Below are 21,651 nucleotides of genomic sequence, written 5' to 3'. Positions count from 1 at the left end.
CATTCTTACGACATTCCGGACGAACCCGCCATGAGCCTTCCGCAATCCACTCCCCGCCGCGTCGGCGTCATCGGCCTGGGCGCCATGGGCGCGGGCATCGCCCAAAGCCTGCGCCGCGCCGGCCACGATGTGCACGTGTACGACATCCGTTCCGAAGCGGCCGCAGCCTTTGCCGCTGATGGCGGCGTGGCCTGCGCCACGTTGGCCGACATGGCAGCCGCCTGCGACATCATCATCAGCGTGGTGGTCAACGCCGCGCAAACCGAATCGGTGCTGTATGGCGACGGTGGCATCGCCACCGCCTTGCGGCCCGGCGCCGTGTTCGTGATGTGTTCCACCGTGGACCCCAACTGGTCCATCGCGCTGGAAGCGCGCCTGGCCGAGCAGGGCGTCCTGTACCTGGACGCGCCGATTTCCGGTGGCGCCGCCAAGGCCGCCGCCGGCCAGATGACGATGATGACGGCAGGCGCCAACGCCGCCTACGACGCCTGCGGCGCGGTGCTGGAATCCATGGCCGGCAAGGTCTATCGGCTGGGCGACCGCGCGGGCGCGGGCAGCAAGGTCAAGATCATCAACCAGTTGCTGGCCGGCGTGCACATCGCGGCGGCGGCCGAAGCGATGGCGCTGGGTCTGCGCGAAGGCGTGGACGCCGATGCGCTGTACGAGGTCATCACGCATAGCGCGGGCAACAGCTGGATGTTCGAGAACCGCATGCCGCATGTACTGGCCGGCGACTACACGCCTTTGTCGGCCGTGGACATCTTCGTGAAGGACCTGGGCCTGGTGCTGGACACCGCGCGGCACAGCAAGTTTCCGCTGCCGCTGGCTTCCACCGCGCATCAGATGTTCATGCAGGCGTCCACCGCCGGGCATGGCCGCGAGGACGACAGCGCCGTCATCAAGATTTTTCCGGGCATCACTTTGCCGGAGGCAACATGAGCATCAACATCAAGCTTGGCTGCATTGCCGACGACTTCACGGGCGCCACCGACCTGGCCAACAACCTGGTGCGCGCCGGCATGCGCACCGTGCAGACCATCGGCGTGCCGGGTGAGCCGTTACGCGCCGATGCGGACGCCGTGGTCGTGGCGTTGAAAACCCGCACGCTGCCGGCTGATGAGGCCGTGGCGCAATCGCTGGCCGCGCTGCGCTGGTTGCAGCAGCAGGGCGCCCAGCAGATCTATTTCAAGTACTGCTCTACGTTCGACAGCACGCCGCAGGGCAACATCGGCCCGGTCACGGACGCGCTGATGACGCAGCTGGGCACGCCGTTCACCATCGCCACGCCCGCGTTTCCCGACAACAAGCGCACCGTCTTCAAGGGCTATCTGTTCGCGGGCGACGTGCTGCTGAACGAATCGGGCATGCAGCATCATCCGCTGACGCCGATGACCGACCCCAACCTCGCGCGCGTGTTGCAGGCGCAAACCTCGCGCAAGGTCGGGCTGATCGATTACAGCGTGGTGGCGGCGGGCGCGGATGCCATCCGCGCGCGCATCCAGGCCTTGCAGCAAGAGGGCGTTGAGATCGCCATCGTGGATGCCGTGTCCAACGACGACCTGCTGACCCTGGGGCCCGCGCTGCGTGACATGCCGCTGGTGACGGCGGGCTCTGGCGTGGCCATCGGCCTGCCCGGAAACTGGGGCCTGGCGCCCGGCACCGTGGCCGTTGACGTGCGCGCGCCCGGCTTGCAGGCCGTGGTGGCGGGCAGCTGCTCTACCGCCACCAATGCGCAGGTAGCTGCGTTCATTGAAAGCGGGCGGCCCGCGATGGCGTTGGACCCAATGAAGCTGGCATCGGGCGAAGACGTGGTGGAGCAGGTGCTGGCATGGGCCGCCCCGCGCATGCAGGACGGCCCGGTGCTGGTCTATTCCACCGCGCAACCGGATGCGGTGAAAGCCGCGCAAGGCGCGCTGGGCGTGGCGCGCGCGGGCGAGATGGTCGAGACGGCCATTGCGCGCATCGCGGTTGGCCTGGTGGAGCGCGGCGTGCGCCAACTGATCGTCGCGGGCGGTGAAACCTCGGGCGCCGTGGTGCAGGCGCTGGGGCTTGCGCAGATCACCATCGGCACGCAGATCGACCCGGGCGTGCCGTGGTGCGCCGGTCATTCGCCCGTGGCGAATGAAGACGTCAGCATCGCGCTGAAGTCAGGCAACTTTGGATCGCGCGACTTCTTCATCAAGGCGTTTCGCTGACGCCGATTCAGCCATACACACAAGCAGGAGGGCAGGCAGTGGCCAGCAAACAGAACAACGCGCTGAAAGGCGGCTTGAAATCACGGCACCTGACGATGATGTCCATCGCCGGGGTCATCGGGGCGGCGCTGTTCGTCGGCTCGGGCAAGCAGATCGCGCTGGCCGGCCCCGCCGTCATCCTGGCGTACCTGGGCGGCGGCATCCTGGTCATCCTGGCGATGCGCATGCTGGGGGAAATGGCCGTGGCGCAGCCGGACACGGGTTCGTTTTCCACCTACGCCGACCGCGCCATCGGGCGCTGGGCGGGGTTCACCATCGGCTGGTTGTATTGGTATTTCTGGGCGTTCCTGATGGGCTGGGAAGCTTACGTCGCTGGGCAGATCCTGCATGGCTGGTTTCCGCAGGTGCCGGATTGGGGCTACGCGCTTTTCATCACGGTGTCGCTCATCATCGTCAACTTCATGAACGTGCGGAACTACGGTGAATTCGAGTTCTGGTTCGCGCTGATCAAGGTGATTGCCATCGTTGCGTTCCTGGTGATCGGCAGCCTGGCGGTGGTGCACCTGTGGCCCTGGGGCGAGGCGCGCGGCGTGTCGCAACTGACGGCGCAGGGTTTCATGCCCAATGGCATCAAGTCGGTGGTGGTGGCCATGCTGGGTGTGATGTTCGCGTTCATCGGCGCGGAAATCGTGACGGTGGCCGCCGCCGAATCCGCCGACCCCGCGCGCGAGATCATCAAGACCACGCGCTCGGTGGTGTGGCGGATCTGCCTGTTCTATGTCGGCTCGATCTTCATCATCGTGTGCCTGGTGCCGTACAACGACCCGCTGCTGTCGCAGCCCACGCACGGCAGCTACAACGTGGCGCTGAGCCGGCTGGGCGTGCCGCATGCGCAGGCCATCGTCAACTTCATCGTGTTGACCTCGGTGTGCAGCTGCTTCAATTCGGCCTTGTATACCGCGTCGCGCATGCTGTATTCGCTGTCGCGTCGCGGTGATGCGCACCGCATCATGCAGGTGACCGGCCGGCGCACCGGCACGCCTTATGTCGGCGTACTGGTGTCCAGCGTGTTCGCCTTCGTGGCGATCTGGATGATGGCGACATCCAAGATGGATCTGTACGACGTGCTGATGCAGGCCACCGGCACCATCGCGCTGTTCGTGTACCTGGCGATTGCGCTGTCGCAGCTGCGCATGCGCTATCGCTTGCAGGCGCAAGGCGTGGAACTGACGTTCAAGATGTGGCTGTTTCCGTGGCTGACCTATGCCGTCATCGTGTGCATCATCGCCGCGTTGATCACCATGGTGGTCGAAGGCACATACCGCAACGAAGTGGCCTATACGTCGTTGCTGGCGGGCGCGATTGTTGCGATGGGGCTGGTGGCGCAGCGCTTTGGCATCGGCACCGGCGGGCGCCGCTTGCAGGTCAGCGGTGCGCCCGGCTAAGGCGCTTGGCCGCGTTGACCATGTGGATGCGCGCGGCTTCGCGCGCGCCTTCCACGTCTTGCCGGCGGATGGCCTCGACGATGGCGACGTGCTCTTGCAGCACGTCGCGCATCAGGTCGGCGTGGCGTGCTTCGTTGCCGCGCGTGACGCGCGTGGCGGCTTCCAGAAACTGGCTGACAAAGGCCAGCGTGGTCAGAAAATACGGGTTGCCCGTGGCGCGCGCGATGCTGCGATGAAAAGCCACGTCTTCCTTGACGCCGTCGCCGCCGTCCGCCACCGCCTGCGAAATGGCGGCCAGCGCGTTGTCGATATCCGCCATGTCGCGCTTCTTGCGCATGGCTGCGGCCTGCGCCGCGATTTCGGTTTCCAGCGCGCGCCGCAGATCCACGATGTGCAGCACCGCGTCCAGTGAGGTGAGTTCCGTCGCATCGATCCGCAGCGCCCGATTACCCGTCAGGCCGGTAACGAAGACGCCGCTGCCTTGCCGCGCTTCAACAATACCGTCCTGCCGCAGGCGCGACACGGCTTCGCGGATGACGGTGCGACTGACGCCGAACTGCTCGGCCAACGCCGCTTCGGTAGGCAGTTTTTCGCCCGGCGGCACGCGGCCTTCGTCGATTTCGGCGAGCAGGCGCTTGGTGACCGTGTCGGTCAGCGTGGGCTGGGAAGGAAGGCGGGGGAACACCATGGGTATCAAGGGCAGGAGTAAGGCGGGTGCGGGGCAACGACGCCGGTCGCGGATGGCGATGCTGGACGTCTGTCGCGTGTTGACGCTGACGCTGACGTTGATGTTGACGTTGACAGCAGCGCGTGGCGAGGCCCGGCGGCAATCATAACCGGTAGACCGGCGCTACCGACGCTATCGGCGGGGTGGGCGGTGCTGGGCGTGGGCCTCGTGCAGGCAGTCGATGAAGCAGCGCGCGGCGGGCGTGGGCGGCGAGTCGGCGCGCGTCAGGATCGACACCCGCGCGGCTGGCAGTTCGTGCAACAGCGGCACCATGCGCACGTCGCGCGGCAGCAGCCGGTGGTCGAACAGATTGCGCACGAAGATGCCCAGCGCGTCGCTGTCCGCGATGATGGCCAGGGCCACCGCGATGGACTGGCACGGAATCACATCGCGCGGCGCAGGCAGTTGTTGCGTTGCGAAAGCCAGCCGCAGCAGGTTGGCCGGCGCCTGGATGTTGCCGGGTAGCAGCCACAGGGCCTCGTGCAGATCGGCCAGGGTGCGGGCGTGGCGCAGCGGATGCCCGGCTCGCGCGCCCACCGCCAGCGGCAGCGTGAACAGTGTCGTGCGGGCAAAGCCGTCGTCGATGTCGCCGTCGTATTCCGTTTGCACCAGAAAGTCGTAGCGGCCCGATTCCAGTTGTTCGTGGCTGAAGGGCGGCGCCACTTCATTGAACGCCACCGATACGCGCGGCATGCGCGCCCGGAAGGCCGACAGCGCGGCGGGCAGCACCGTCAGCGCGGCCGAACTGATGGCCAGGTTCAAACTGCCGCCTTCGCCGTCGCGCATCTGCCCGATCTCTTCCTGGGCGCGCCGCGCTTCTTGGAGGATCACCACGGCGCGCTTGTACAGCGCGTCGCCGTACGGGGTCAGTTTAACGCCGCGCGCGCTGCGGCGCACCAGTTCGGCGCCCACGCTTTGTTCGAGCTCGCGCAGGCTGCGGGTGGCGGCGGGCTGCGTCACGAACAGGGCGCGCGCCGCCGCGCGGATGCTGCCGTGCTCGGCGATCAGGACAAAGGCGCGCAATTGGCGAAGATTCATGGCGTGGGGATTGCGGGGGGAAGGAGTGGTGACGGGGCCGGGATGGGCGGGGCTATAACAAAAAGCTTTCACTGGAACAAAAATACTGTCTTTTCCTTATCGTCCGCCATCCGTATATTCACGCGGACGGGGCAGGCAAAGCGACCGGGACATGACGCCCGGCGGCCATCAGGCCAACACGGCGCGGTCAGTGCGTGACGCGCGCCGCGCGACGCGGACCATCGCCCCGGCAACGGACATCAAGGGGAAATCATGTCTATCGCCATCGCCGCCGATTCCGGCCGGCAGCATCTGCATTCATCGACGATGCGTCGGCGCGTCATTGCCGGCACCACCATCGGCAACGCGCTGGAGTTCTTCGACTTCACCGTTTTCACGTTCCTGATGCTGGTCATCGGGCCGCTGTTCTTTCCGGCTGCCTCTGGCTACGGCCAGTTGCTGTTGACCACCGCCACCTTCGGCGTGGGCTTCCTGATGCGGCCCGTGGGCGGCATGCTGATCGGGTCGTACGCCGACCGCCACGGCCGCCGCGCCGCCATGACGCTGACGCTGTGGCTGATGGGGCTGGGTTGCGCGCTGATCGCCGCCGCGCCCACCTATGCGCAGATGGGCGTGGCCGGGCCGGTGCTGATGGTGCTGGCGCGGCTGATCCAGGGTTTTGCCGCCGGTGGCGAGGTGGGCGCGTCCACCACCTTGCTGGTGGAACACGCGCCGGCCAACCAGCGCGGCTTTTATTCCAGTTGGCAGTTCGGCAGCCAGTCGCTGGGCGTGATGCTGGGCGCGCTGACGGTGGCGCTCTTGACCGCCGCGCTTAGCCCCGAACAGATGCAGGCGTGGGGCTGGCGCGTGCCGTTCGTCATCGGCATCCTGACCGTACCGGTGGGTGCCTACATCCGGCGCAACCTGGAAGAAACGCTGGAGACGCCGGAATCGTCTCCGGGGAATCACGCCCGCCAGGCGGTGCAGGCGGGGCATACCACCCCCGCCGCGCATTCCCCGGCCAGGGCGGCCGACTCGCGCGTCACCCCCGCGGCCTCCACCGCGCCGTCCCATCAACCGCTGCGCCGCGTGTTCACCGAGCACAAGGCGCTGGTCGTCAAGGGCATCCTGCTTGTCATCGGCGGCATGGTGTGCGCGCAGATCATCGGCTTCTACATGCCCGCCTACGCCAACAAGCAGCTGGGCCTGCCCGCCACGTCCACGCTGTTTGCCAGCGTGGTGCTGGGCGCCATCGGCTTTTTGATCGCGCCGTTTGTCGGCATGCTGGCGGATCGCGTGGGGCGCAAGAAGGTCATCTTCTGGTCGCGCGCCGCCACGGTGTGCGCCTTGCTGCCGTGCTTTGAATGGCTGGTGTCCGCGCCCAGCACGGCGCGGCTGATGACGGTGATTGCGTTGCTGGCCGTGTTGCTGGCCTTGCAGACCGCGCCCGTCATCACGATGCTGCCCGAGCTGTTTCCCAAGGCCGTGCGCACCACCGGCATGTCCGTCGTGTATGGTCTGGGCATCTCGGTATTTGGTGGCTTTGCGCAGTTCTTCGTGACCTGGCTGCTGCATGTCACCGGCAACCCCATGGCGCCCGCCTGGTATTTGATGGTGACCGTCACGCTTTCCACCGTGGTGCTGTTCTGGATTCAGGACCGCACCGGCCATGCAATCGACACTCAGGAGGCATGATGCCCAGCAGTACAAGCTACTTTCCCCGCAGCTACGCCGAATCGCGCGAGCGCTTTGTGGCGGATGCCGAGCGCCTGGGCGCGTCCGTCGCGTCCTACCCGATCGAGGCGGTGGGAAGCGAGGGCGAAGCCTTGGCCACCGACGTTGCGCTGATCGGCGCGCCCGACGCCAAGCGCCTGTTGATCATGACGTCCGCCACGCATGGCGTCGAAGGCTTTTGCGGGGCGGGCTGCCAGTTCTCGCTGATGGACGACGCGCCGATGCTCAAGCGGGCGCGCCAGGCGGGCGTGGCCTTGCTGCTGGTGCACGCGGTAAACCCGTACGGGTATTCGTGGATGGCGCGTACCGACGAAGGCAACGTCGACTTGAATCGCAATGCGCAACCCTTTGACGGCGCGCCGCTGCCGGTCAACGCCGGCTACGGCGCGCTGCATCCGCTGCTGCTGCCCACGCAATGGCCGCCATCCGACGACAACCAGCGCGATCTGGCGCGTTACGTCGCGGAACATGGGCAGGCCGCCTTTGCGCAAGCCGTGTCGCGTGGCCAGTACACGCACCCCGACGGCTTGTTCTACGGCGGCGCGGCGCCGGCGGCCTCGCTATCCAACCTGCGCCGCATCCTGCAAACGCATGCCAGCCCCTATGCACATATTGGTTGGATCGATGTGCACACCGGCCTGGGGCCGCGCGGCCATGGCGAAAAAATCTACGCCGGCCGCCGCGATGACGCCGAAGTGGCGCGGGCGCGGCAGTGGTGGGGCCTGGACATTGCCGTGCCGTTTCAGGGGACATCGGCTTCCGTGGACATCACGGGTCATCTGGCCAGCTTGATCTATCAGGCCTGCCCGCAGTCGTCGCCCACGCTGATGGCGCTGGAATACGGGACGGTGCCCTTTGACGACATCGTGCTGGCGCTGCGCGGGCGCAACTGGCTGCGCGCCAACCCGGATGCCCCGGCCGCGCTGCGCCGCGACATCCTGCAAGCCACGCAGGACGCGTTCTATTGCCACGCCTATGACTGGCACGGCATGGTGCTGGGGCAAAGCCGCGTGGCGGTGCTGCAAGCGCTGTGCGGGCTGGAGGCGGCGCGCTGAGGCGCTGACACGCCGGTGCGCCGATGCGCCGCTGCGCCGCTGCGCCGGTGCGCCGCTGCGCCAGCGCATGACGGACGGTGCCGAGGCCTCGGCACCGTCATTCTCATGGAAACCCCGGGTTGCACCTGCCCCTGTTTTCACACCGAGACGGGTTGCACCTGCTCGCGCCGCGCGCGTCGGGAATTACCCGCGTCGATGCGGCGTCGGGCGCGCAATGTTGGGTAATCCCTAGTTGAACGGCGCAGCAACCCATCGATATGCTTCGGTTAACCGAGAGAACCGAAGAGTTCCATGCGGAGGAGTTTTAAACCGAGCCGGCACCTCGCTGACAAGGAAACAGGATTTGCATAGCGCGCCTCCTTTGAACTCGGCCGTCACGGCCGCCCGGGTCAAGCCCATACGCGTGATCCCCTGGGCAACGTGGCTGCATCGAGTTTTCGTCGTACTGATGTATGCGTTCATGCTCTGCCCCATCGTGCTGGTGGTCTGGCTGAGCTTTTTCAAGGACGCCATTCTCTACTTCCCCCCGTCCGGCTACACGCTGTCCTGGTACGTCAAGGCATGGGAAAATCCCGCGTTCGCCAACGGCTTCCTGTTCAGCCTGCAAGTGTCCCTGGTGGCCGCCGCCATCGGCGTGGTGATGGGCGTGCTGGCCGCGGTCGGCATTGCGCGCTACCGCTTCCAGGGCAGCAAGGGCATCAACACCTTGCTGCTGTCGCCGCTGCTGATCCCCGGCATCGTGGCGGGCGTGGGCATCTACCTGTTCTATCTGCGCGCCGAGGAAATGCTGGACCAGGACATCATCGGCACCTTCGGCGGCCTGGTCATCGCGCACGTCTGCCTGACGATTCCGTGGACGGTGCGCCTGGTCACCGCCGGCATGGCGGGGCTGGATGGCTCCATCGAGGAAGCGGCGCGCAACCTGGGCGCCAGCGCGCCCAAGGCCTTCATGCGCGTGACCCTGCCCATGCTGCGCCCGTCCATCGTGGCGGCGGCGCTGTTCAGCTTCGTGGTGTCGTTTGAAAACCTGGAGCTGTCGCTATCGCTGGTGGGCCCGGGGCGCACCACGTTGCCGATCGCCATCATGCAGTACCTGGAATTCAATCTGGACCCGACCATCGCTTCGGTGGCTTCGGTGCAAATCCTGCTGTTGGGCATCATCATGCTTGTGACCGACCGCTATGTGAAACTCAGTCAGGTGGTGTAAGAAATGGCGAAGGTCTCAATCGAGAATATCCGCAAGCAGTTCGGCGCGGCGGTGGCGGTGTCCGACTTTTCCCTGGAGATCGCCGAAGGCGAACTCGTCACGTTCCTGGGGCCCAGCGGCTGCGGCAAAACCACCACGCTGCGCATGATTGCCGGCTTCATTACGCCGACGGCCGGACGCATCCGCATCGGCGATACCGACGTCACCCGTTTGCCCGTGCACAAGCGCGATACTGGCATGGTGTTCCAGCGCTACGCGCTGTTTCCCCACATGACGGTGGCCGAAAATGTGGCCTTCGGGCTGGAGATGCACAAGGTGCCCAAGGCCGACCGCGACACCAAGATCCGCCGCGTGCTGGACATGGTGCGCATGACGGAATTGCGCGACCGCTATCCGCGCCAATTGTCGGGCGGACAGCAGCAGCGCGTGGCGATTGCCCGCGCGCTGGCTATCGAACCCAAGGTGTTTCTGCTGGACGAGCCGCTGTCCAACCTGGATGCCAAGCTGCGGCTGGAAGTGCGCGAGGAAATTCGATCGTTGCAGCAGCGCTTGGGCCTGACCACGGTATTCGTCACGCACGATCAGGAAGAGGCGCTGGCCATTGCCGACCGCATGGCCATCATGCATGACGGCATCGTGCAGCAGGTGGGCGCGCCCGCCACGCTGTACGAGCGTCCGGCGAATCTTTTCGTGGCCGACTTCCTGGGCAAGATGAACGTGTTCACGGGGCGCGGCCAGGCCGACAACCAGTTCCATACCGATGCAGGCCAGCGCATCGCCACGCCGGACGGCGCCGGCGCCACGCATGTGGGCGTGCGGCCCGAGCGGGTGCGCCTGGCCGAGCAGCCCCTGGGCGGCAACGCGCTGGCGGGCGTGGTGGAATCTTCGCTGTACCTGGGGTCGGTGCTGGAAGTGCGCGTGCAGCTGGAAGGCGGCAACCGCATGATCAGCCAGATCGTCAATGGCGGCGCGGGGCGCGCGCAACCGGCAACCGGCTCGCGCGTGTACGCGTGCTTCGAGCCGGAAGACTGCGTGGCCTTCACGCAATAGGAGCCGCCATGACGACCGCAACCGTAGACGGGCGGCCCAGCCGCTGGCTGGGGCCCGGGCTGGCCTTTCCCGCATCGCTGGTGGTGCTGGTGATCATCCTGGTGCCCATCCTGCAACTGGCCCGCTACAGCTTCAACCATTTCGATCCGGCGGAGCTGATGCAAACCGCCTTCACCTTCGAAAACTACGCCAAGTTCTTTGGCGACCCTTACTACCGCGACATCTTCTTCACCACCTTGTGGGTGGCGGCACTGTGCACGGTGCTGGCCCTGGTGCTGGGCTTTCCCGTGGCGTATTTTCTGGCGCGCACGCAAAGCCGGTACAAAAGCCTGTTTGTGATTCTGCTGGTGTTCCCGCTGATGGTGGGCAACGTGGTGCGCGCGGCCGGCTGGATGGTGGCGCTGGGCAACGCCGGCGTGGTCAACGCGGTGTTGCAGGGCCTGGGCGTGATCGACAAGCCCATCACGCTGATGTACACGCCCACGGCGGTGGTCATCGGCACCACGGCCGTGGTCATGCCGTACCTGATCCTGACATTGCAAAGCGTGCTTGAAGGCATGGACCTGTCCGTGGAAGAGGCGGCGCGCAATGTCGGCGCCAACTTCTTCACGACGTTTCGCCGCATCGTGTTGCCGATTGCCGCGCCGGGCGTGGCGGCGGGCACGATGCTGGTCTTTATTCTTTGCATGAACGCCTACGCCACGCCGGTGCTGCTGGGCGGCTCGGGCCTGACGATGATGGCGCCCGCGCTGTACGACCAGATCACCCGCGCCTCGAACTGGCCGTTCGGCGCCGCGCTGGCCGTCATCCTTGTCTGCGGCACGCTGGTCATCGCACTGATATCGAACTGGCTGATCCATCGGCGCTACATCAAGACCATGGCGTCTTGAGCCCGAATCACAACAAGGAAATTTCATGGCATCCGTATTGTTCAAGAACGCGAACCTGCTTGATCCCTTGCAGGCCGTATTGCTGGAAGGCCACCATGTGCTGGTCGAGGACGGCGTCATCAAGGAAGTGTCGGACAAGCCCATCACCAGCGCCTCGGCACAGGTGATCGACGCGGCTGGCCGCACGCTGATGCCCGGCCTGATCGACCTGCACGTGCACGTGCTGGCCACGCAGTTGAACCTGAGCACGCAGGGCGTGCTGCCCGATGCGTTGGTGATGATGCGCGCGGTGCCCATCATGGCGGCGATGCTGCGCCGCGGCTTCACCACGGTGCGCGATGCGGGCGGCGCGGGCTGGGGCCTGAAGTGCGCCGTCAACGAAGGCACGGTCAAGGGGCCGCGCCTGTTCATCTCGGGCCGCGCCATCAGCCAGACGGGCGGCCACGGCGACCCGCGCCCGCGTTCGGACCACCTGCGCCCCATGAGCTTTTGCGGCTGCTGCTTTCGGGCGGGGGACATCGGCCGTGTGGCCGACGGCATCGACGACGTGCGCAAGGCCGTGCGCCAGGAACTCCAGATGGGCGCGGACCAGATCAAGATGATGGCCTCGGGCGGCGTCGCATCGCCCACCGATCCCATTGCGTCCTTCGGTTATTCGGAAGAAGAAATCCGCGTCATCGTCGACGAAGCCGCCAGCCGCCAGACGTATGTGATGGCGCACTCCTACACCGCCGACGCGATCGAACGCGCCGTACGCAACGGCGTGCGCACCATCGAGCACGGCAACCTGGTGGATGAGCGCGTGGCGCGCTTCATGGCCGAGAAGGGCGCCTTCGTGGTGCCCACGCTGGTGACCTACGAAGCGCTGGCCAACGAAGGCGCCGACTATGGCCTGCCGGCGGACTCGGTTGCCAAGATTGCCACCGTGCGCACCGCCGGCCTGCACTCGCTGGAAATCTACAAGAAGGCGGGCGTGAAAATCGGCTATGGCTCGGATCTGCTGGGCCCCTCGCAACGCCTGCAAAGCGACGAATTCCGTATCCGCAACGAAGTGCTTTCTACCCAGGAAGTGATTCAGTGCGCCACCACCACGGCAGCCGAAGTGTTGAACCAGGTGGGCCAGCTTGGCCGCATCCAGCCGGGCGCGCTGGCCGATGTGCTGCTGGTGGACGGCAACCCGTATCGGGACTTGTCCTGCCTGTTGGGGCAGGGCGAGCACATCGCGCTCATCATGAAGGGCGGCGAAATCGAACACAACGGACTGGGGGTGTAAGCGCCATGAGCGATCCCACGTTTTCGCAATCGGAAGTCGGCGAAGAATCCCGCGACGTCAACGCGGCCAAGGGCTGGCATCCGCCTTCCGCGCCGGTGTCGCGCGACCGTGGCCTGGGGCCGTTTCCCCGGCTGATCCTGCGCGGCGCAACCATCATCGACGGCACCGGCGCGCCGCCCTGGGGGCCGGTCGACATCGTGATCGAAAACGACCGCATCACTGCGCTGGTCAACGTGGGCACGCCGCACAAGGCTATCGACCCCAAGCGCCGCCCGGGGCCGGGCGACCACGAAATCGACTGCCACGGCAAGTTCGTCACGCCTGGCTTTGTGGACGCACACGCGCACATCGGCACGCCGTATCACGCCATGAGCGGCATCGTTCCGCCCGCCGACTACATCTACAAGCTGTGGCTGGCGCATGGCGTGACCACGGTGCGCGAAATGGGCGCGATGGGCGGGCTGGGCTGGACGATGGAGCAGCGCGAACTGTCCGCCGCCAACAAGATCGCCGCGCCGCGCATGGTGGTGCACAGCGTGTTTCCCGCCGTGAACGACCGCGTCAAAACCATCCACACGCCCGAGCAGGGCCGCGAATGGGTGCGCAAGCTGGCCGCGCGCGGTGCGGACGGCATCAAGTTCTTTGGCGCGCCGCCCGCCATCATGGAAGCCGCGCTGGACGAAGCCGCGCAACTGGGCCTGCGCTCGGGCTGCCACCACGCGCAGATGGCCGTGACCCGTGTGAACGCATTGAAGTCCGCGCGCTGGGGGCTGACCAGCTCCGAACACTATTACGGCCTGCCCGAAGCGCTGTTCGAAGACCGCGTCGTGCAGTCGTTTCCCACGGACTACAACTACAGCGACGAGTACTACCGCTTTGCCGTCGCCGGCCAGACCTTCATGCAGGCCGCGCAGCCGGGCTCGGCCAAATGGCGCCAGGTGATGGACCAGTTCCTGGAGCTTGGCCACACCTTCGTGCCGACCTTCAATATCTACGACGCCAACCGCGACCTGATGCGCGCGCGCCGCGCGGACTGGCACGACGACTACACCTGGAAGGCAGTGTGGAAGTACTTCCAGCCGCAGCGCGGCGGGCATGGCGCCTACTGGTATCGCTGGAGCACCACCAACGAAATCGAGTGGAAGCAGAACTACCGGCTGTGGATGCAGTTCATCAACGAATACAAGAACCTGGGCGGGCGTGTGTGCGCGGGGAGCGATTCCGGCTTCATCTTCCAGATCTACGGCTTTGGCTTCGTGCGCGAACTGGAACTGCTTCAGGAAGCCGGCTTTCATCCCATTGAAGTGCTGCGCGCCGCCACCTCGCAAAGCGCCGCGTTGCTGGGCATCGACGACGACACCGGGTCGATCGATGTGCAAAAGCGCGCCGACCTGCTGATCCATGATCAAAATCCGCTGACCGATTTCAAGCTGCTGTTCGGCACCGGCGCCATGCGCCTGAACGACGACACGGCCAAGGTCGAATGGCAGCGCTGCCTGCGCACCACCATCAAATCCGGCGTGGTGTACGACACCGCCGAACTGCTGGCCGACGTGCGCAAGATGGTCAAGGACAGCTGGGCGGAAGACGTGGATGGCGAACGCCCGCCGTTTGGCGGCGCGCCGTCGGGTTCGCCTTGCGACAGCGCGGACGAGGCAGGCTGACATGGCCGTCGACCTGTTCCTGTTGTGCGGTTTCCTGGGCAGCGGCAAGACCACGCTGCTGGTGGATTACCTGCGCGATCCGGCGTCCCGCGACACCGGCGTCATCGTCAACGAGGCAGGTGAAATCGGCGTGGACGGCGCCATCGTTGCCAACGACAGCGACAACGTGCCGATGACGCTGATGGCCAATGGCTGCGTGTGTTGCTCGTTGCGCAGCGACCTGGTCTATACCTTGTCGGCGTTGCTGGACGCGCCGCGCCCCGAGGGCGAAGGCCCGTTGCAACGCGTGATCCTGGAATGCAGCGGGCTGTCGCGGCCCGGCCCGATCATCGCGTCGCTGGCTGACCCGGAACTGGCCAGCCGGGGTTTGCGGCTGACGGTGGTGTGCACCGACGATTGCGCGCGTGACCCTGATGCGTTGGCCGAGATGGATGAGGCCATGGCGCAGTTTGGCGCCGCGCACCGCATCGTGCTGACCAAGACCGATCTGTTGCCGGCATCCGAGCTTGCCGGCCGCGCCGCGCGCGCCGCCGCGCTGAACCCGCTGGCCGATGTCATTGCCGACCCCGACCGCCGGAGCGCCGTGCAAGCCGCCTTTGCGCTGTCGCAAGGCGTCGCCGACTTGGCCGGGCTGGCCGCGCGCATGCTGATCGCGGGCGGCGGCGGCGCCAATGCGGCGCACCCGCGCATCCGCGTGATGGCAGCGCGTGCGCGGGACGGCATGAGCTGGACCGATTTTTCCGAATGGCTGGATAACCTGGCCGGCTTGTGCGGCGAACGGCTCTTGCGGCTCAAGGCCGTAGTGCGCGTGACGGAATGCGCCGAGCCCATCCTGATCCAGTCGGTAGGCACGACCTTCAGTGCGCCGCAACGGCTGACGCGTCAGCCCGATGCACGCGATGCCATCATCGTCATCGCGCGCGACATCGACGCGGCCGAAATCCAGGCGCTGGCACCCGATGCGCCGGTCCAGATGCTGGTCTGACCGGTTTGAAAACCCAAGGCGCGCGGGCGGGCACAGCCGCTTGCGCGCCACCGTAGCAAGTCGTCAGTTCCCCTTCGATACGAGGTTGTTATGCAAGAGAAAAACCTGACTCGCCGTGGCTTCATCAAGACCGCCTCGGGCCTGGCCCTGGCCCCCGCGTTGGGCTGGGTGCCCGGCATGGCGCACGCCGCCGAAAAAGACCTGGTCGTGGGCACGTGGGGCGGCGATTACCAAAACCTGCTTCAGCAGATCATCAACCCCATCGTCGACAAGCAAGGCGTGAAGGTGGTGTACGACACGGGCAACGCCGTGGGCCGCGTGACCAAGTTGCGCGCGGAAAAGAACTCGCGGCGGGGCAGCATGGACGTGGCCCTGCTAGGCGAAGTCGATATGTATGACGCCGAACGTTCCGGCACGCTGGAGCCCATCGACGTCAAGAAGCTGCCCAACCTGGCGCACGCGATTGCCGCGCTGAAAACGCCGTATTCGATTCCGCACATCTTCAGCGCGATGACGCTGGTGTACAACACCGAAAAATTCCCGACGCCGCCGGACTCGCTGCAAGTGCTGCTGGACCCGAAGTGGAAAGGGCAGGTGGGTTTCTCGGACATTCTGTACCTGTACAACTCGGTCTTCGTCGGCCTGGGCGCGGGTGGGGACACCAAGACGTTTGACGGCGGCAAGCGCTTCCTGGCCAAGCTCAAGCCCAATGCGCCGCGCATCTATCCGTCCAACGAGGCGGTGGCGTCCGCATTCAAGTCAGGCGAAATCGCCATCGCCTGCATGTGGAAGGCGCGCGCATTGCAGTGGAAGGACAGCGGCCTGCCGCTGGGTTTCGTGATCCCGAAGGAAGGCTCGGTGCCGGTGTCGTTCGAAGCTGGCGTGGCCAAGAACAGCCGCAACAAGGACGCGGCATGGGAATACCTGAACGCCATGCTGGACCCGCAAGGCCAGATCGGTTTCGCCGAAAAAATGGGCTACGCGCCCACGGTGACCAACGCGACACTGCCCGAGAACCTGAAGCGCGTCGGCTTCACCGATGCCGAAGTCAAGCTGCTGCACGCGTACGATTTGAAGGGCCTGACCGAACGCAAGGCCGACATCCTGGAATTCTGGAACAAGGAATTCAAGGCGGGTTGATGGGGCGGATGATGTGGCGGCGGGGCCGGGCGCCCGGCCCGCCCGCCGGCCCCCCCCGTCGCCGCGCTTGCCGCAGTCATCCCCGCCGCGCCGCCTCGATCCGGGCGACGTCGATCTTGCCCATCGTCATCATCGCTTCGAACACGCGCTTGGCGGCGGCGCGGTCCGCGCCCGTGTAGGCCTCGGTCAACACACGCGGCGTGATCTGCCAGGACAAGCCCCACTTGTCCTTGCACCAGCCGCACTCGCTTTCCCGCCCGCCGTTGCCAACGATGGCATTCCAATAGCGGTCGGTTTCTTCCTGGTCGTCGGTCGCCACCTGAAACGAAAAAGACTCGTTGTGCTGAAACGCCGGCCCGCCATTCAGGCCCAGGCACGGGATGCCCATCACGGTGAACTGCACGGTCAGCACTTCGCCTTCCTTGCCTGACGGGTAGTCGGACGGCGCATGATGCACCGCGTCCACCGAGCTATCGGGAAACGTCTGCGCATAGAACCGCGCCGCCTCCAGCGCGGTGCCGTCGAACCAAAGGCAAATGGTGTTCTTGGGAATCATCGGGAGTCTCCTGGTGGGATGAGAACCCGTTGACGCCTGGCGTCCGAACAACCGGCGCGCATCGCGTGCAGGGTCTCGTGATGTCGAGAATACTCTGTGTTTTCGCGCAAAGGTCCAGGAGGCGCTCGTCGATACGCGTCCAGCGGTTTCCCACCAGGAGGTGATGGCCGAGGCGCGTGCCTTGGTCAGCAAAAAGAAGCATCGTGCCGGTTCTTGAATGGCGCCAGACGGCTCGCGAAGACCTGCTGGCGATTGTTGAATACATATCGGACGACAGCCCGGCGGCTGCGCTTCGCTTGCTTGATGAGATTGAGCAGAAGGTGGCTAAGTTGCGCCGGCGTCCACGGCTTTATCGCGTGGGGCGGGTCGCGGGAACCAGGGAGATGGTGGTCAAGCCCCCCAAAACTTCATCGCATTGATTCTGAAATGTTATATCATTCGTCCGCCGTTTGTAATGATATAACATCCGAGAGAACGTAGATGAAAGGCAAGAAGCTGGGGTTCAAGAAGGCAGGCCGGGTGGCAGCGAAGGCGCGCGGGCCGCGTCGGGGAAGCCTGAAACCGTTGGTGTGTTCGTTGATGCTGATCGCGCCGGTGGCGCAGGCCGAGAGCGATGCGGACGTCAACCGCGCCAAGACGTTGGCGCCCATTACCGTGTCGGCCAATCCCCTGGGTCTGGACCTGAACAGCACCACGCTGCCGGCGTCCGTGCTGGAAGGCGACGCATTGATTGAGCAGCGCACCGGTACGCTGGGCGAAACGCTGAAGAACCTGCCCGGCGTGAACAGCGACACATTTGGCGGCGGCGCCAGCCGCCCGGTGATTCGCGGCCAGACCGCGCCGCGCGTGAAGGTGCTGTCCGATGGGTCAGAAGTGATGGACGCGTCCAGCATCTCGCCGGATCACGCCGTCACCGTGGAACCGCTGCTGGCCGAGCGCATTGAAGTGCTGCGCGGGCCGGCCACCTTGCTGTACGGCGGTGGCGCGATTGGCGGCGTGGTCAACGTGGTCGACAAAAAAGTGCCGACTGCCGTGCCGGAAAAGGGCGTCGAAGCCGAAGTGGAACTGCGCGGCGCAACCGGCACGAAGGAACGTGCGGGCGCCGTCGGCATCACCGCAGGCGAGGGCCAGTTCGCCGTGCGCGTCGAAGGGATGAAGCGCCGCACCAGCGACTACGACGTGCCCGACTGGCCGGGCAGCAAGCTGGAAGGCTCGTACAGCGAATCCGCGCAAGGGTCCGTCGGCATGTCGTGGATTACGCCGCGCGGCTACGTCGGCCTGGCGTTCACGCATCTGGAAAGCAAGTACGGCTTGCCCGGCCACAACCATGAATACGAAGGCTGCCACCCCCACGGCACGCATTTGCATTGTGGCGGCCACGACGATCACGACCACGAAGAAGAAGGCCACGACCACGACCACGATCACGAACATGGCGGCGTGCCCTATGTGAAGCTGCGCAGCAACCGCCTGGACCTGCGCGCCGAATACCAGGACCCCTTCGCCGGCTTCGAGAAAATCCGTGTGCGCGGTGGCTTGACGGACTATCAGCACGACGAGATCGAAGGCGGCGAAGTCGGCACGCGTTTCAAGAACAAGGGCTATGACCTGCGCGTGGAATTGCAGCACAAGCCCATCGCCGGCTGGCGTGGAGTGATTGGCATGCAGAACGCGTATAGCGACTTCAGCGCAGAGGGCGAAGAAGCCTTCCTGCCCCGCAGCCGCACGCGATCAAACGGTTTGTTCGTGCTTGAGGAATACCAGCTGAACGACTGGCGCTTCGAAGTGGGCGCGCGGCAGGACTGGCAACGCATTTCGCCCGAAGGCGGCGCGCCGCGCAGCAGCCTGTCCGGCACGTCGTTGTCAGCCGCCGCCATCTGGGACTTTGCGCCGCAGTATTCCGTCGCGCTGTCGTTGTCCCGTTCGCAACGCTTGCCCAACGCGCAAGAGCTGTACGCCGATGGCGTGCACCTTGCCACTAATACGTATGAACTGGGCAACGCGGACCTGGGGCGCGAAACGTCGCACAACATCGACCTGACGTTGCGCAAGCATGCCGGCGACACCACGTTTTCCGCCAGCGTGTTCCACAACCGCGTGAAGAACTATATCTATGCCAACACGCTGGACCGCTACGAAGACTTTCGCCTGATCGAGTACACGCAACGCGACGCGGAATTTACCGGCGTGGAAGGCGAGCTGCGGCACCAGTTCACGCCTGTGTTCTCGGCCGCCGTGTTCGGCGACTACGTGCGCGGCAAGCTGACGGGCGGCGACGGCAACCTGCCGCGCATTCCGGCGGCACGCGCCGGCGTGCGCGGGAATGTGAAGTGGCAACAGTGGTCGGGCGGCGTGGAATACGCGCGCGTGTTCTCGCAGAAGGACATCGCGTCGTACGAAGACAGCACGCCGGGCTACAACATGGTCAACGCCGTAGTGGCCTATCGCGGCCGCTATGGCGACACGGGCTACGAAGTCTATGTGCGCGGCACCAACCTCTTGAACAAGCTGGCCTACAACCACGCGTCGTTCATTTCCTCGGTGGCGCCGCTGCCGGGTCGCAGTGTGATGCTGGGCGTGCGCATGACGTATTGATGCAGTGCGGCACACCACGCGGGGATCGCGCGCATCACTTCGCGTGGTTCCCGCGTGCAAATCGATTGCACGAAACCGGCCGGCGGTGTGCTAAGTTGCCGGAATTCCCGTTCGGAATTCCCGCTGGAACCCCAAGCCGCCGTCATGCTGAAATTCGCCGCCAACCTATCCATGATGTATCAGGAATATCCGTTCCTGGACCGTTATGCCGCCGCCGCGTCGGATGGCTTCACGGGGGTCGAATGCATGTTTCCGTACGCCGAACCCGCCGCCTTCGTGCGGGAACGGATGGACGCGGTGGGCGTGTCGCAAGTGCTGTTCAATGCACCGCCAGGCGTGACGGCGCGCGGTGAACGCGGGCTGGCGGCATTGCCCGGCCGGCAGGCGGAATTCCAGGCAGGGATTGAACATGCCTTGTCGTATGCGACGACGCTGTCTTGCTCTAATGTGCACGTCATGGCGGGGTTGGCGCCCGACGGCGTGCCGCGCGAATCGCTGCTGGATTGCTACCGCGAAAATCTGGATTGGGCGGCGCGCCAGGCGCGATCAGCGGGTGTCACGTTGCTGATCGAACCCATCAACACGCGCGACATCCCGGGCTACATCCTGAACCGCCAGAGCGAGGCCCACGCCATCGTGCAGGCCGTGAACGCGTCGAACCTGAAAGTGCAGATGGACCTGTACCACTGCCAGATCGTCGAAGGCGACGTCACCACCAAACTGCATGAGTACCTGCCCACGGGCCGCGTGGGCCACGTGCAGATCGCGGGTGTGCCGCACCGCCACGAACCGGATCGCGGCGAGCTTGATTACGGCTGGGTATTCAACGTACTGCGCGAATTGGACTACAGCGGCTGGATCGGCTGCGAGTACCGCCCGGCGGGCCACACGTCGGCGGGCTTGCGCTGGCTGAACGCGGCGCGCGGCTAATCGCGGCGCGCGGCTAATCGCAACGCGCGGCTGAACACCGCGCTGTCCCTGTCCCCCTGTCGCCTTCTTCTGTCCTCATTTTCTCCTGCATTGCCGCCCGAAACGCCGGGCTTGCGGTCGTGCCGAAAATAGTTAATATGTTAAGCAAAATAAACGCAAACCAAGGTCGAGGAGGCCGGGACATGATGACAAGCATCTTGCCGCGCACGTGGCGGGCCGTGGCGCTGACCAGCGCCGCTGCATGGTTCAGCCTTGCATGCAGCGGCGCTTCGGCGGGCGAATTCCCCGACCATCCCATCCGCTGGCTGGTGCCGTTCAGCGCGGGCGGCGGCAGCGATATCGCCACGCGTATCGTCGCCAGGCACGTGGGCGAATCGCTGGGGCAGACGGTCGTGGTCGAGAACCGGCCGGGGGCCGCCACCATCGTCGCCGCGCAAGAGACCGCGCGCGCCGCGCCCGACGGCTACACCTTGATGACCGCAGGCATGAGCACGCTGGCCTTGAACCCCTGGCTATACAAGAACCTGCCCTATGACCCCGCCCGCAACCTGACCCCGGTGTCCACGCTGGTGTCCCTGCCGATCGTGCTGGTGACCTCGCCCACTTCCGACCTGTCAGACATGCCCGCCGTCATGCGCTACCTGCGCAGCGACAAGCCGGGCAGCTATGCCTCGCTGGGCGTGGGCAGCCCGCATCACCTGGCCATGGAGCTGTTCCTGGAATCCATCGGCGGACGCGCCACGGCAATTCCGTACAAGGGCACGCCGCCCGCCTTGCAGGACGTGGCGTCGGGCGTGGTGCCGATGATGATGGCCGACCTGGCCGCCGCGCGGCCGTTGATCCAGGCCGGCAAGCTGCGCGCCATCGCGGTGCCGGCCGCGCAGCGCTCAGCCCAGTTACCCGACGTGCCGACTTTTGCGGAAGTGGGCGGGCACACGTTCGAGGCGGCGGCCTGGCAAGGCGTGGTGGCGCCGGCCGGCACGCCCGCACCCATCGTCGATAAGCTCAGCCAGGCCATCGTGGCCGCGTTGAAGTCGCCCGACGTGGTCAAGCAACTGACCTTGCAGGGCATGGAACCCACGGGCAGCACACCGCAAGCCTTTGCCGACTATGCGCGCGCGGAAAACGAACGCTGGGGCGCGGTGATCCGGCACAAGGGAATTTCGGCGGAATAGCGCGGGATCAGTC

20 protein-coding genes are annotated in these 21,651 nt (G+C 65.6%); 17 read left to right on the top strand and 3 right to left on the bottom strand.

Features of this window, described 5'->3' with window-relative positions:
- Nucleotides 1-12: 12 nt before the first annotated feature.
- The 3 genes from ltnD (at nucleotide 13) to AC0Z35_RS05430 (ending at nucleotide 3,640) form a co-directional block, all read left to right on the top strand.
- The gene (gene ltnD, locus AC0Z35_RS05440; protein ID WP_255444167.1) at nucleotides 13-939 is read left to right on the top strand and encodes an L-threonate dehydrogenase; all 927 of its coding nucleotides are present in this window, start codon (nucleotides 13-15) and stop codon (nucleotides 937-939) included.
- Nucleotides 936-2,195, top strand: a complete 1,260-nt coding sequence (gene otnK / locus AC0Z35_RS05435; RefSeq protein WP_485131158.1) for a 3-oxo-tetronate kinase — start codon at nucleotides 936-938, stop codon at nucleotides 2,193-2,195. Before ltnD ends, otnK begins: the two co-directional genes overlap by 4 nt.
- A 95-nt stretch (nucleotides 2,196-2,290) precedes the next feature.
- Nucleotides 2,291-3,640 (top strand): amino acid permease, encoded by a 1,350-nt coding sequence (locus tag AC0Z35_RS05430; RefSeq protein ID WP_370638791.1) that lies wholly within the window; start codon nucleotides 2,291-2,293, stop codon nucleotides 3,638-3,640.
- Here the strand turns inward: AC0Z35_RS05430 and AC0Z35_RS05425 are convergent.
- A complete protein-coding gene (locus AC0Z35_RS05425) occupies nucleotides 3,621-4,328 on the bottom strand; it encodes a FadR/GntR family transcriptional regulator (RefSeq protein WP_046803211.1) in 708 nt (235 codons plus the stop codon). The two genes, AC0Z35_RS05430 and AC0Z35_RS05425, sit on opposite strands and share 20 nt — an antisense overlap.
- A gap of 171 nt (nucleotides 4,329-4,499) precedes the next feature.
- Nucleotides 4,500-5,405: a LysR substrate-binding domain-containing protein gene (locus AC0Z35_RS05420; RefSeq protein ID WP_485131159.1), complete on the bottom strand. Its 906-nt coding sequence runs from the start codon at nucleotides 5,403-5,405 to the stop codon at nucleotides 4,500-4,502.
- Between the two features lie 252 nt (nucleotides 5,406-5,657).
- Between AC0Z35_RS05420 and AC0Z35_RS05415 the strand changes: the two genes are divergently transcribed.
- From AC0Z35_RS05415 to AC0Z35_RS05375, 9 genes are all read left to right on the top strand, one after another.
- A complete protein-coding gene (locus tag AC0Z35_RS05415; RefSeq protein ID WP_485131160.1) occupies nucleotides 5,658-7,079 on the top strand; it encodes an MFS transporter in 1,422 nt (473 codons plus the stop codon).
- Nucleotides 7,076-8,173 (top strand): M14 family metallopeptidase, encoded by a 1,098-nt coding sequence (locus AC0Z35_RS05410; RefSeq protein ID WP_082134355.1) that lies wholly within the window; start codon nucleotides 7,076-7,078, stop codon nucleotides 8,171-8,173. Before AC0Z35_RS05415 ends, AC0Z35_RS05410 begins: the two co-directional genes overlap by 4 nt.
- Nucleotides 8,174-8,516: 343 nt before the next feature.
- Nucleotides 8,517-9,380 carry an ABC transporter permease gene (locus AC0Z35_RS05405; protein ID WP_046803215.1) on the top strand — a complete coding sequence of 288 codons (864 nt, stop codon included), beginning with the start codon at nucleotides 8,517-8,519 and terminating at the stop codon, nucleotides 9,378-9,380.
- A 3-nt stretch (nucleotides 9,381-9,383) separates the two neighbouring features.
- Nucleotides 9,384-10,430 (top strand): ABC transporter ATP-binding protein, encoded by a 1,047-nt coding sequence (locus AC0Z35_RS05400; RefSeq protein ID WP_104142742.1) that lies wholly within the window; start codon nucleotides 9,384-9,386, stop codon nucleotides 10,428-10,430.
- Between the two features lie 8 nt (nucleotides 10,431-10,438).
- On the top strand, nucleotides 10,439-11,320 hold the full coding sequence (locus AC0Z35_RS05395; protein ID WP_104142744.1) for an ABC transporter permease: 882 nt from the start codon (nucleotides 10,439-10,441) through the stop codon (nucleotides 11,318-11,320).
- Nucleotides 11,321-11,345: 25 nt separating this feature from the next.
- Nucleotides 11,346-12,593 (top strand): metal-dependent hydrolase family protein, encoded by a 1,248-nt coding sequence (locus AC0Z35_RS05390; protein WP_485131161.1) that lies wholly within the window; start codon nucleotides 11,346-11,348, stop codon nucleotides 12,591-12,593.
- Nucleotides 12,594-12,598: 5 nt separating this feature from the next.
- Nucleotides 12,599-14,257: an amidohydrolase family protein gene (locus tag AC0Z35_RS05385; protein WP_120157154.1), complete on the top strand. Its 1,659-nt coding sequence runs from the start codon at nucleotides 12,599-12,601 to the stop codon at nucleotides 14,255-14,257.
- A 1-nt stretch (nucleotide 14,258) separates the two neighbouring features.
- The gene (locus AC0Z35_RS05380; RefSeq protein ID WP_485131162.1) at nucleotides 14,259-15,242 is read left to right on the top strand and encodes a CobW family GTP-binding protein; all 984 of its coding nucleotides are present in this window, start codon (nucleotides 14,259-14,261) and stop codon (nucleotides 15,240-15,242) included.
- Nucleotides 15,243-15,332: 90 nt separating this feature from the next.
- Nucleotides 15,333-16,382, top strand: a complete 1,050-nt coding sequence (locus tag AC0Z35_RS05375) for an ABC transporter substrate-binding protein (RefSeq protein ID WP_046803221.1) — start codon at nucleotides 15,333-15,335, stop codon at nucleotides 16,380-16,382.
- 76 nt (nucleotides 16,383-16,458) lie between these two features.
- On the opposite strand, the gene AC0Z35_RS05370 is transcribed toward AC0Z35_RS05375, so the two are convergent.
- Nucleotides 16,459-16,938 (bottom strand): VOC family protein, encoded by a 480-nt coding sequence (locus tag AC0Z35_RS05370; protein ID WP_046803222.1) that lies wholly within the window; start codon nucleotides 16,936-16,938, stop codon nucleotides 16,459-16,461.
- Between the two features lie 94 nt (nucleotides 16,939-17,032).
- Here AC0Z35_RS05370 and AC0Z35_RS05365 point away from each other — a divergent pair, with 94 nt between their 5' ends.
- The 5 genes from AC0Z35_RS05365 (at nucleotide 17,033) to AC0Z35_RS05345 (ending at nucleotide 21,638) form a co-directional block, all read left to right on the top strand.
- Nucleotides 17,033-17,155, top strand: coding sequence for an antitoxin PaaA2 family protein (locus AC0Z35_RS05365; RefSeq protein ID WP_485131643.1), 123 nt, complete (start codon nucleotides 17,033-17,035; stop codon nucleotides 17,153-17,155).
- Nucleotides 17,115-17,357 carry a type II toxin-antitoxin system RelE/ParE family toxin gene (locus AC0Z35_RS05360; RefSeq protein WP_485133303.1) on the top strand — a complete coding sequence of 81 codons (243 nt, stop codon included), beginning with the start codon at nucleotides 17,115-17,117 and terminating at the stop codon, nucleotides 17,355-17,357. The genes AC0Z35_RS05365 and AC0Z35_RS05360 overlap by 41 nt, the downstream gene beginning before the upstream one ends.
- Nucleotides 17,358-17,517: 160 nt before the next feature.
- Nucleotides 17,518-19,533 carry a TonB-dependent receptor domain-containing protein gene (locus AC0Z35_RS05355; protein ID WP_485131644.1) on the top strand — a complete coding sequence of 672 codons (2,016 nt, stop codon included), beginning with the start codon at nucleotides 17,518-17,520 and terminating at the stop codon, nucleotides 19,531-19,533.
- Nucleotides 19,534-19,677: 144 nt separating this feature from the next.
- A complete protein-coding gene (gene otnI, locus AC0Z35_RS05350; protein WP_120157150.1) occupies nucleotides 19,678-20,463 on the top strand; it encodes a 2-oxo-tetronate isomerase in 786 nt (261 codons plus the stop codon).
- Nucleotides 20,464-20,645: 182 nt separating this feature from the next.
- Nucleotides 20,646-21,638 carry a Bug family tripartite tricarboxylate transporter substrate binding protein gene (locus tag AC0Z35_RS05345; protein WP_219991308.1) on the top strand — a complete coding sequence of 331 codons (993 nt, stop codon included), beginning with the start codon at nucleotides 20,646-20,648 and terminating at the stop codon, nucleotides 21,636-21,638.
- Nucleotides 21,639-21,651: the final 13 nt, after the last annotated feature.

Source organism: Achromobacter sp. 1L-A-4-B-C2 (assembly GCF_057291955.1).
This window is presented reverse-complemented; position numbering and strand designations above follow the sequence as displayed.

Coding starts and splice junctions, on each gene's coding strand:
- AC0Z35_RS05385 (WP_120157154.1), top strand. CDS start 12,599: ATGAGCGATCCCACGTTTTCGCAATCGGAAGTCGGCGAAGAATCCCGC.
- AC0Z35_RS05380 (WP_485131162.1), top strand. CDS start 14,259: ATGGCCGTCGACCTGTTCCTGTTGTGCGGTTTCCTGGGCAGCGGCAAG.
- AC0Z35_RS05410 (WP_082134355.1), top strand. CDS start 7,076: ATGATGCCCAGCAGTACAAGCTACTTTCCCCGCAGCTACGCCGAATCG.
- AC0Z35_RS05375 (WP_046803221.1), top strand. CDS start 15,333: ATGCAAGAGAAAAACCTGACTCGCCGTGGCTTCATCAAGACCGCCTCG.
- AC0Z35_RS05370 (WP_046803222.1), bottom strand. CDS start 16,938: ATGATTCCCAAGAACACCATTTGCCTTTGGTTCGACGGCACCGCGCTG.
- otnI (WP_120157150.1), top strand. CDS start 19,678: ATGCTGAAATTCGCCGCCAACCTATCCATGATGTATCAGGAATATCCG.
- otnK (WP_485131158.1), top strand. CDS start 936: ATGAGCATCAACATCAAGCTTGGCTGCATTGCCGACGACTTCACGGGC.
- AC0Z35_RS05400 (WP_104142742.1), top strand. CDS start 9,384: ATGGCGAAGGTCTCAATCGAGAATATCCGCAAGCAGTTCGGCGCGGCG.
- AC0Z35_RS05395 (WP_104142744.1), top strand. CDS start 10,439: ATGACGACCGCAACCGTAGACGGGCGGCCCAGCCGCTGGCTGGGGCCC.
- AC0Z35_RS05355 (WP_485131644.1), top strand. CDS start 17,518: ATGCTGATCGCGCCGGTGGCGCAGGCCGAGAGCGATGCGGACGTCAAC.
- AC0Z35_RS05430 (WP_370638791.1), top strand. CDS start 2,291: ATGATGTCCATCGCCGGGGTCATCGGGGCGGCGCTGTTCGTCGGCTCG.
- AC0Z35_RS05425 (WP_046803211.1), bottom strand. CDS start 4,328: ATGGTGTTCCCCCGCCTTCCTTCCCAGCCCACGCTGACCGACACGGTC.
- AC0Z35_RS05420 (WP_485131159.1), bottom strand. CDS start 5,405: ATGAATCTTCGCCAATTGCGCGCCTTTGTCCTGATCGCCGAGCACGGC.
- AC0Z35_RS05345 (WP_219991308.1), top strand. CDS start 20,646: ATGATGACAAGCATCTTGCCGCGCACGTGGCGGGCCGTGGCGCTGACC.
- AC0Z35_RS05415 (WP_485131160.1), top strand. CDS start 5,658: ATGTCTATCGCCATCGCCGCCGATTCCGGCCGGCAGCATCTGCATTCA.
- AC0Z35_RS05390 (WP_485131161.1), top strand. CDS start 11,346: ATGGCATCCGTATTGTTCAAGAACGCGAACCTGCTTGATCCCTTGCAG.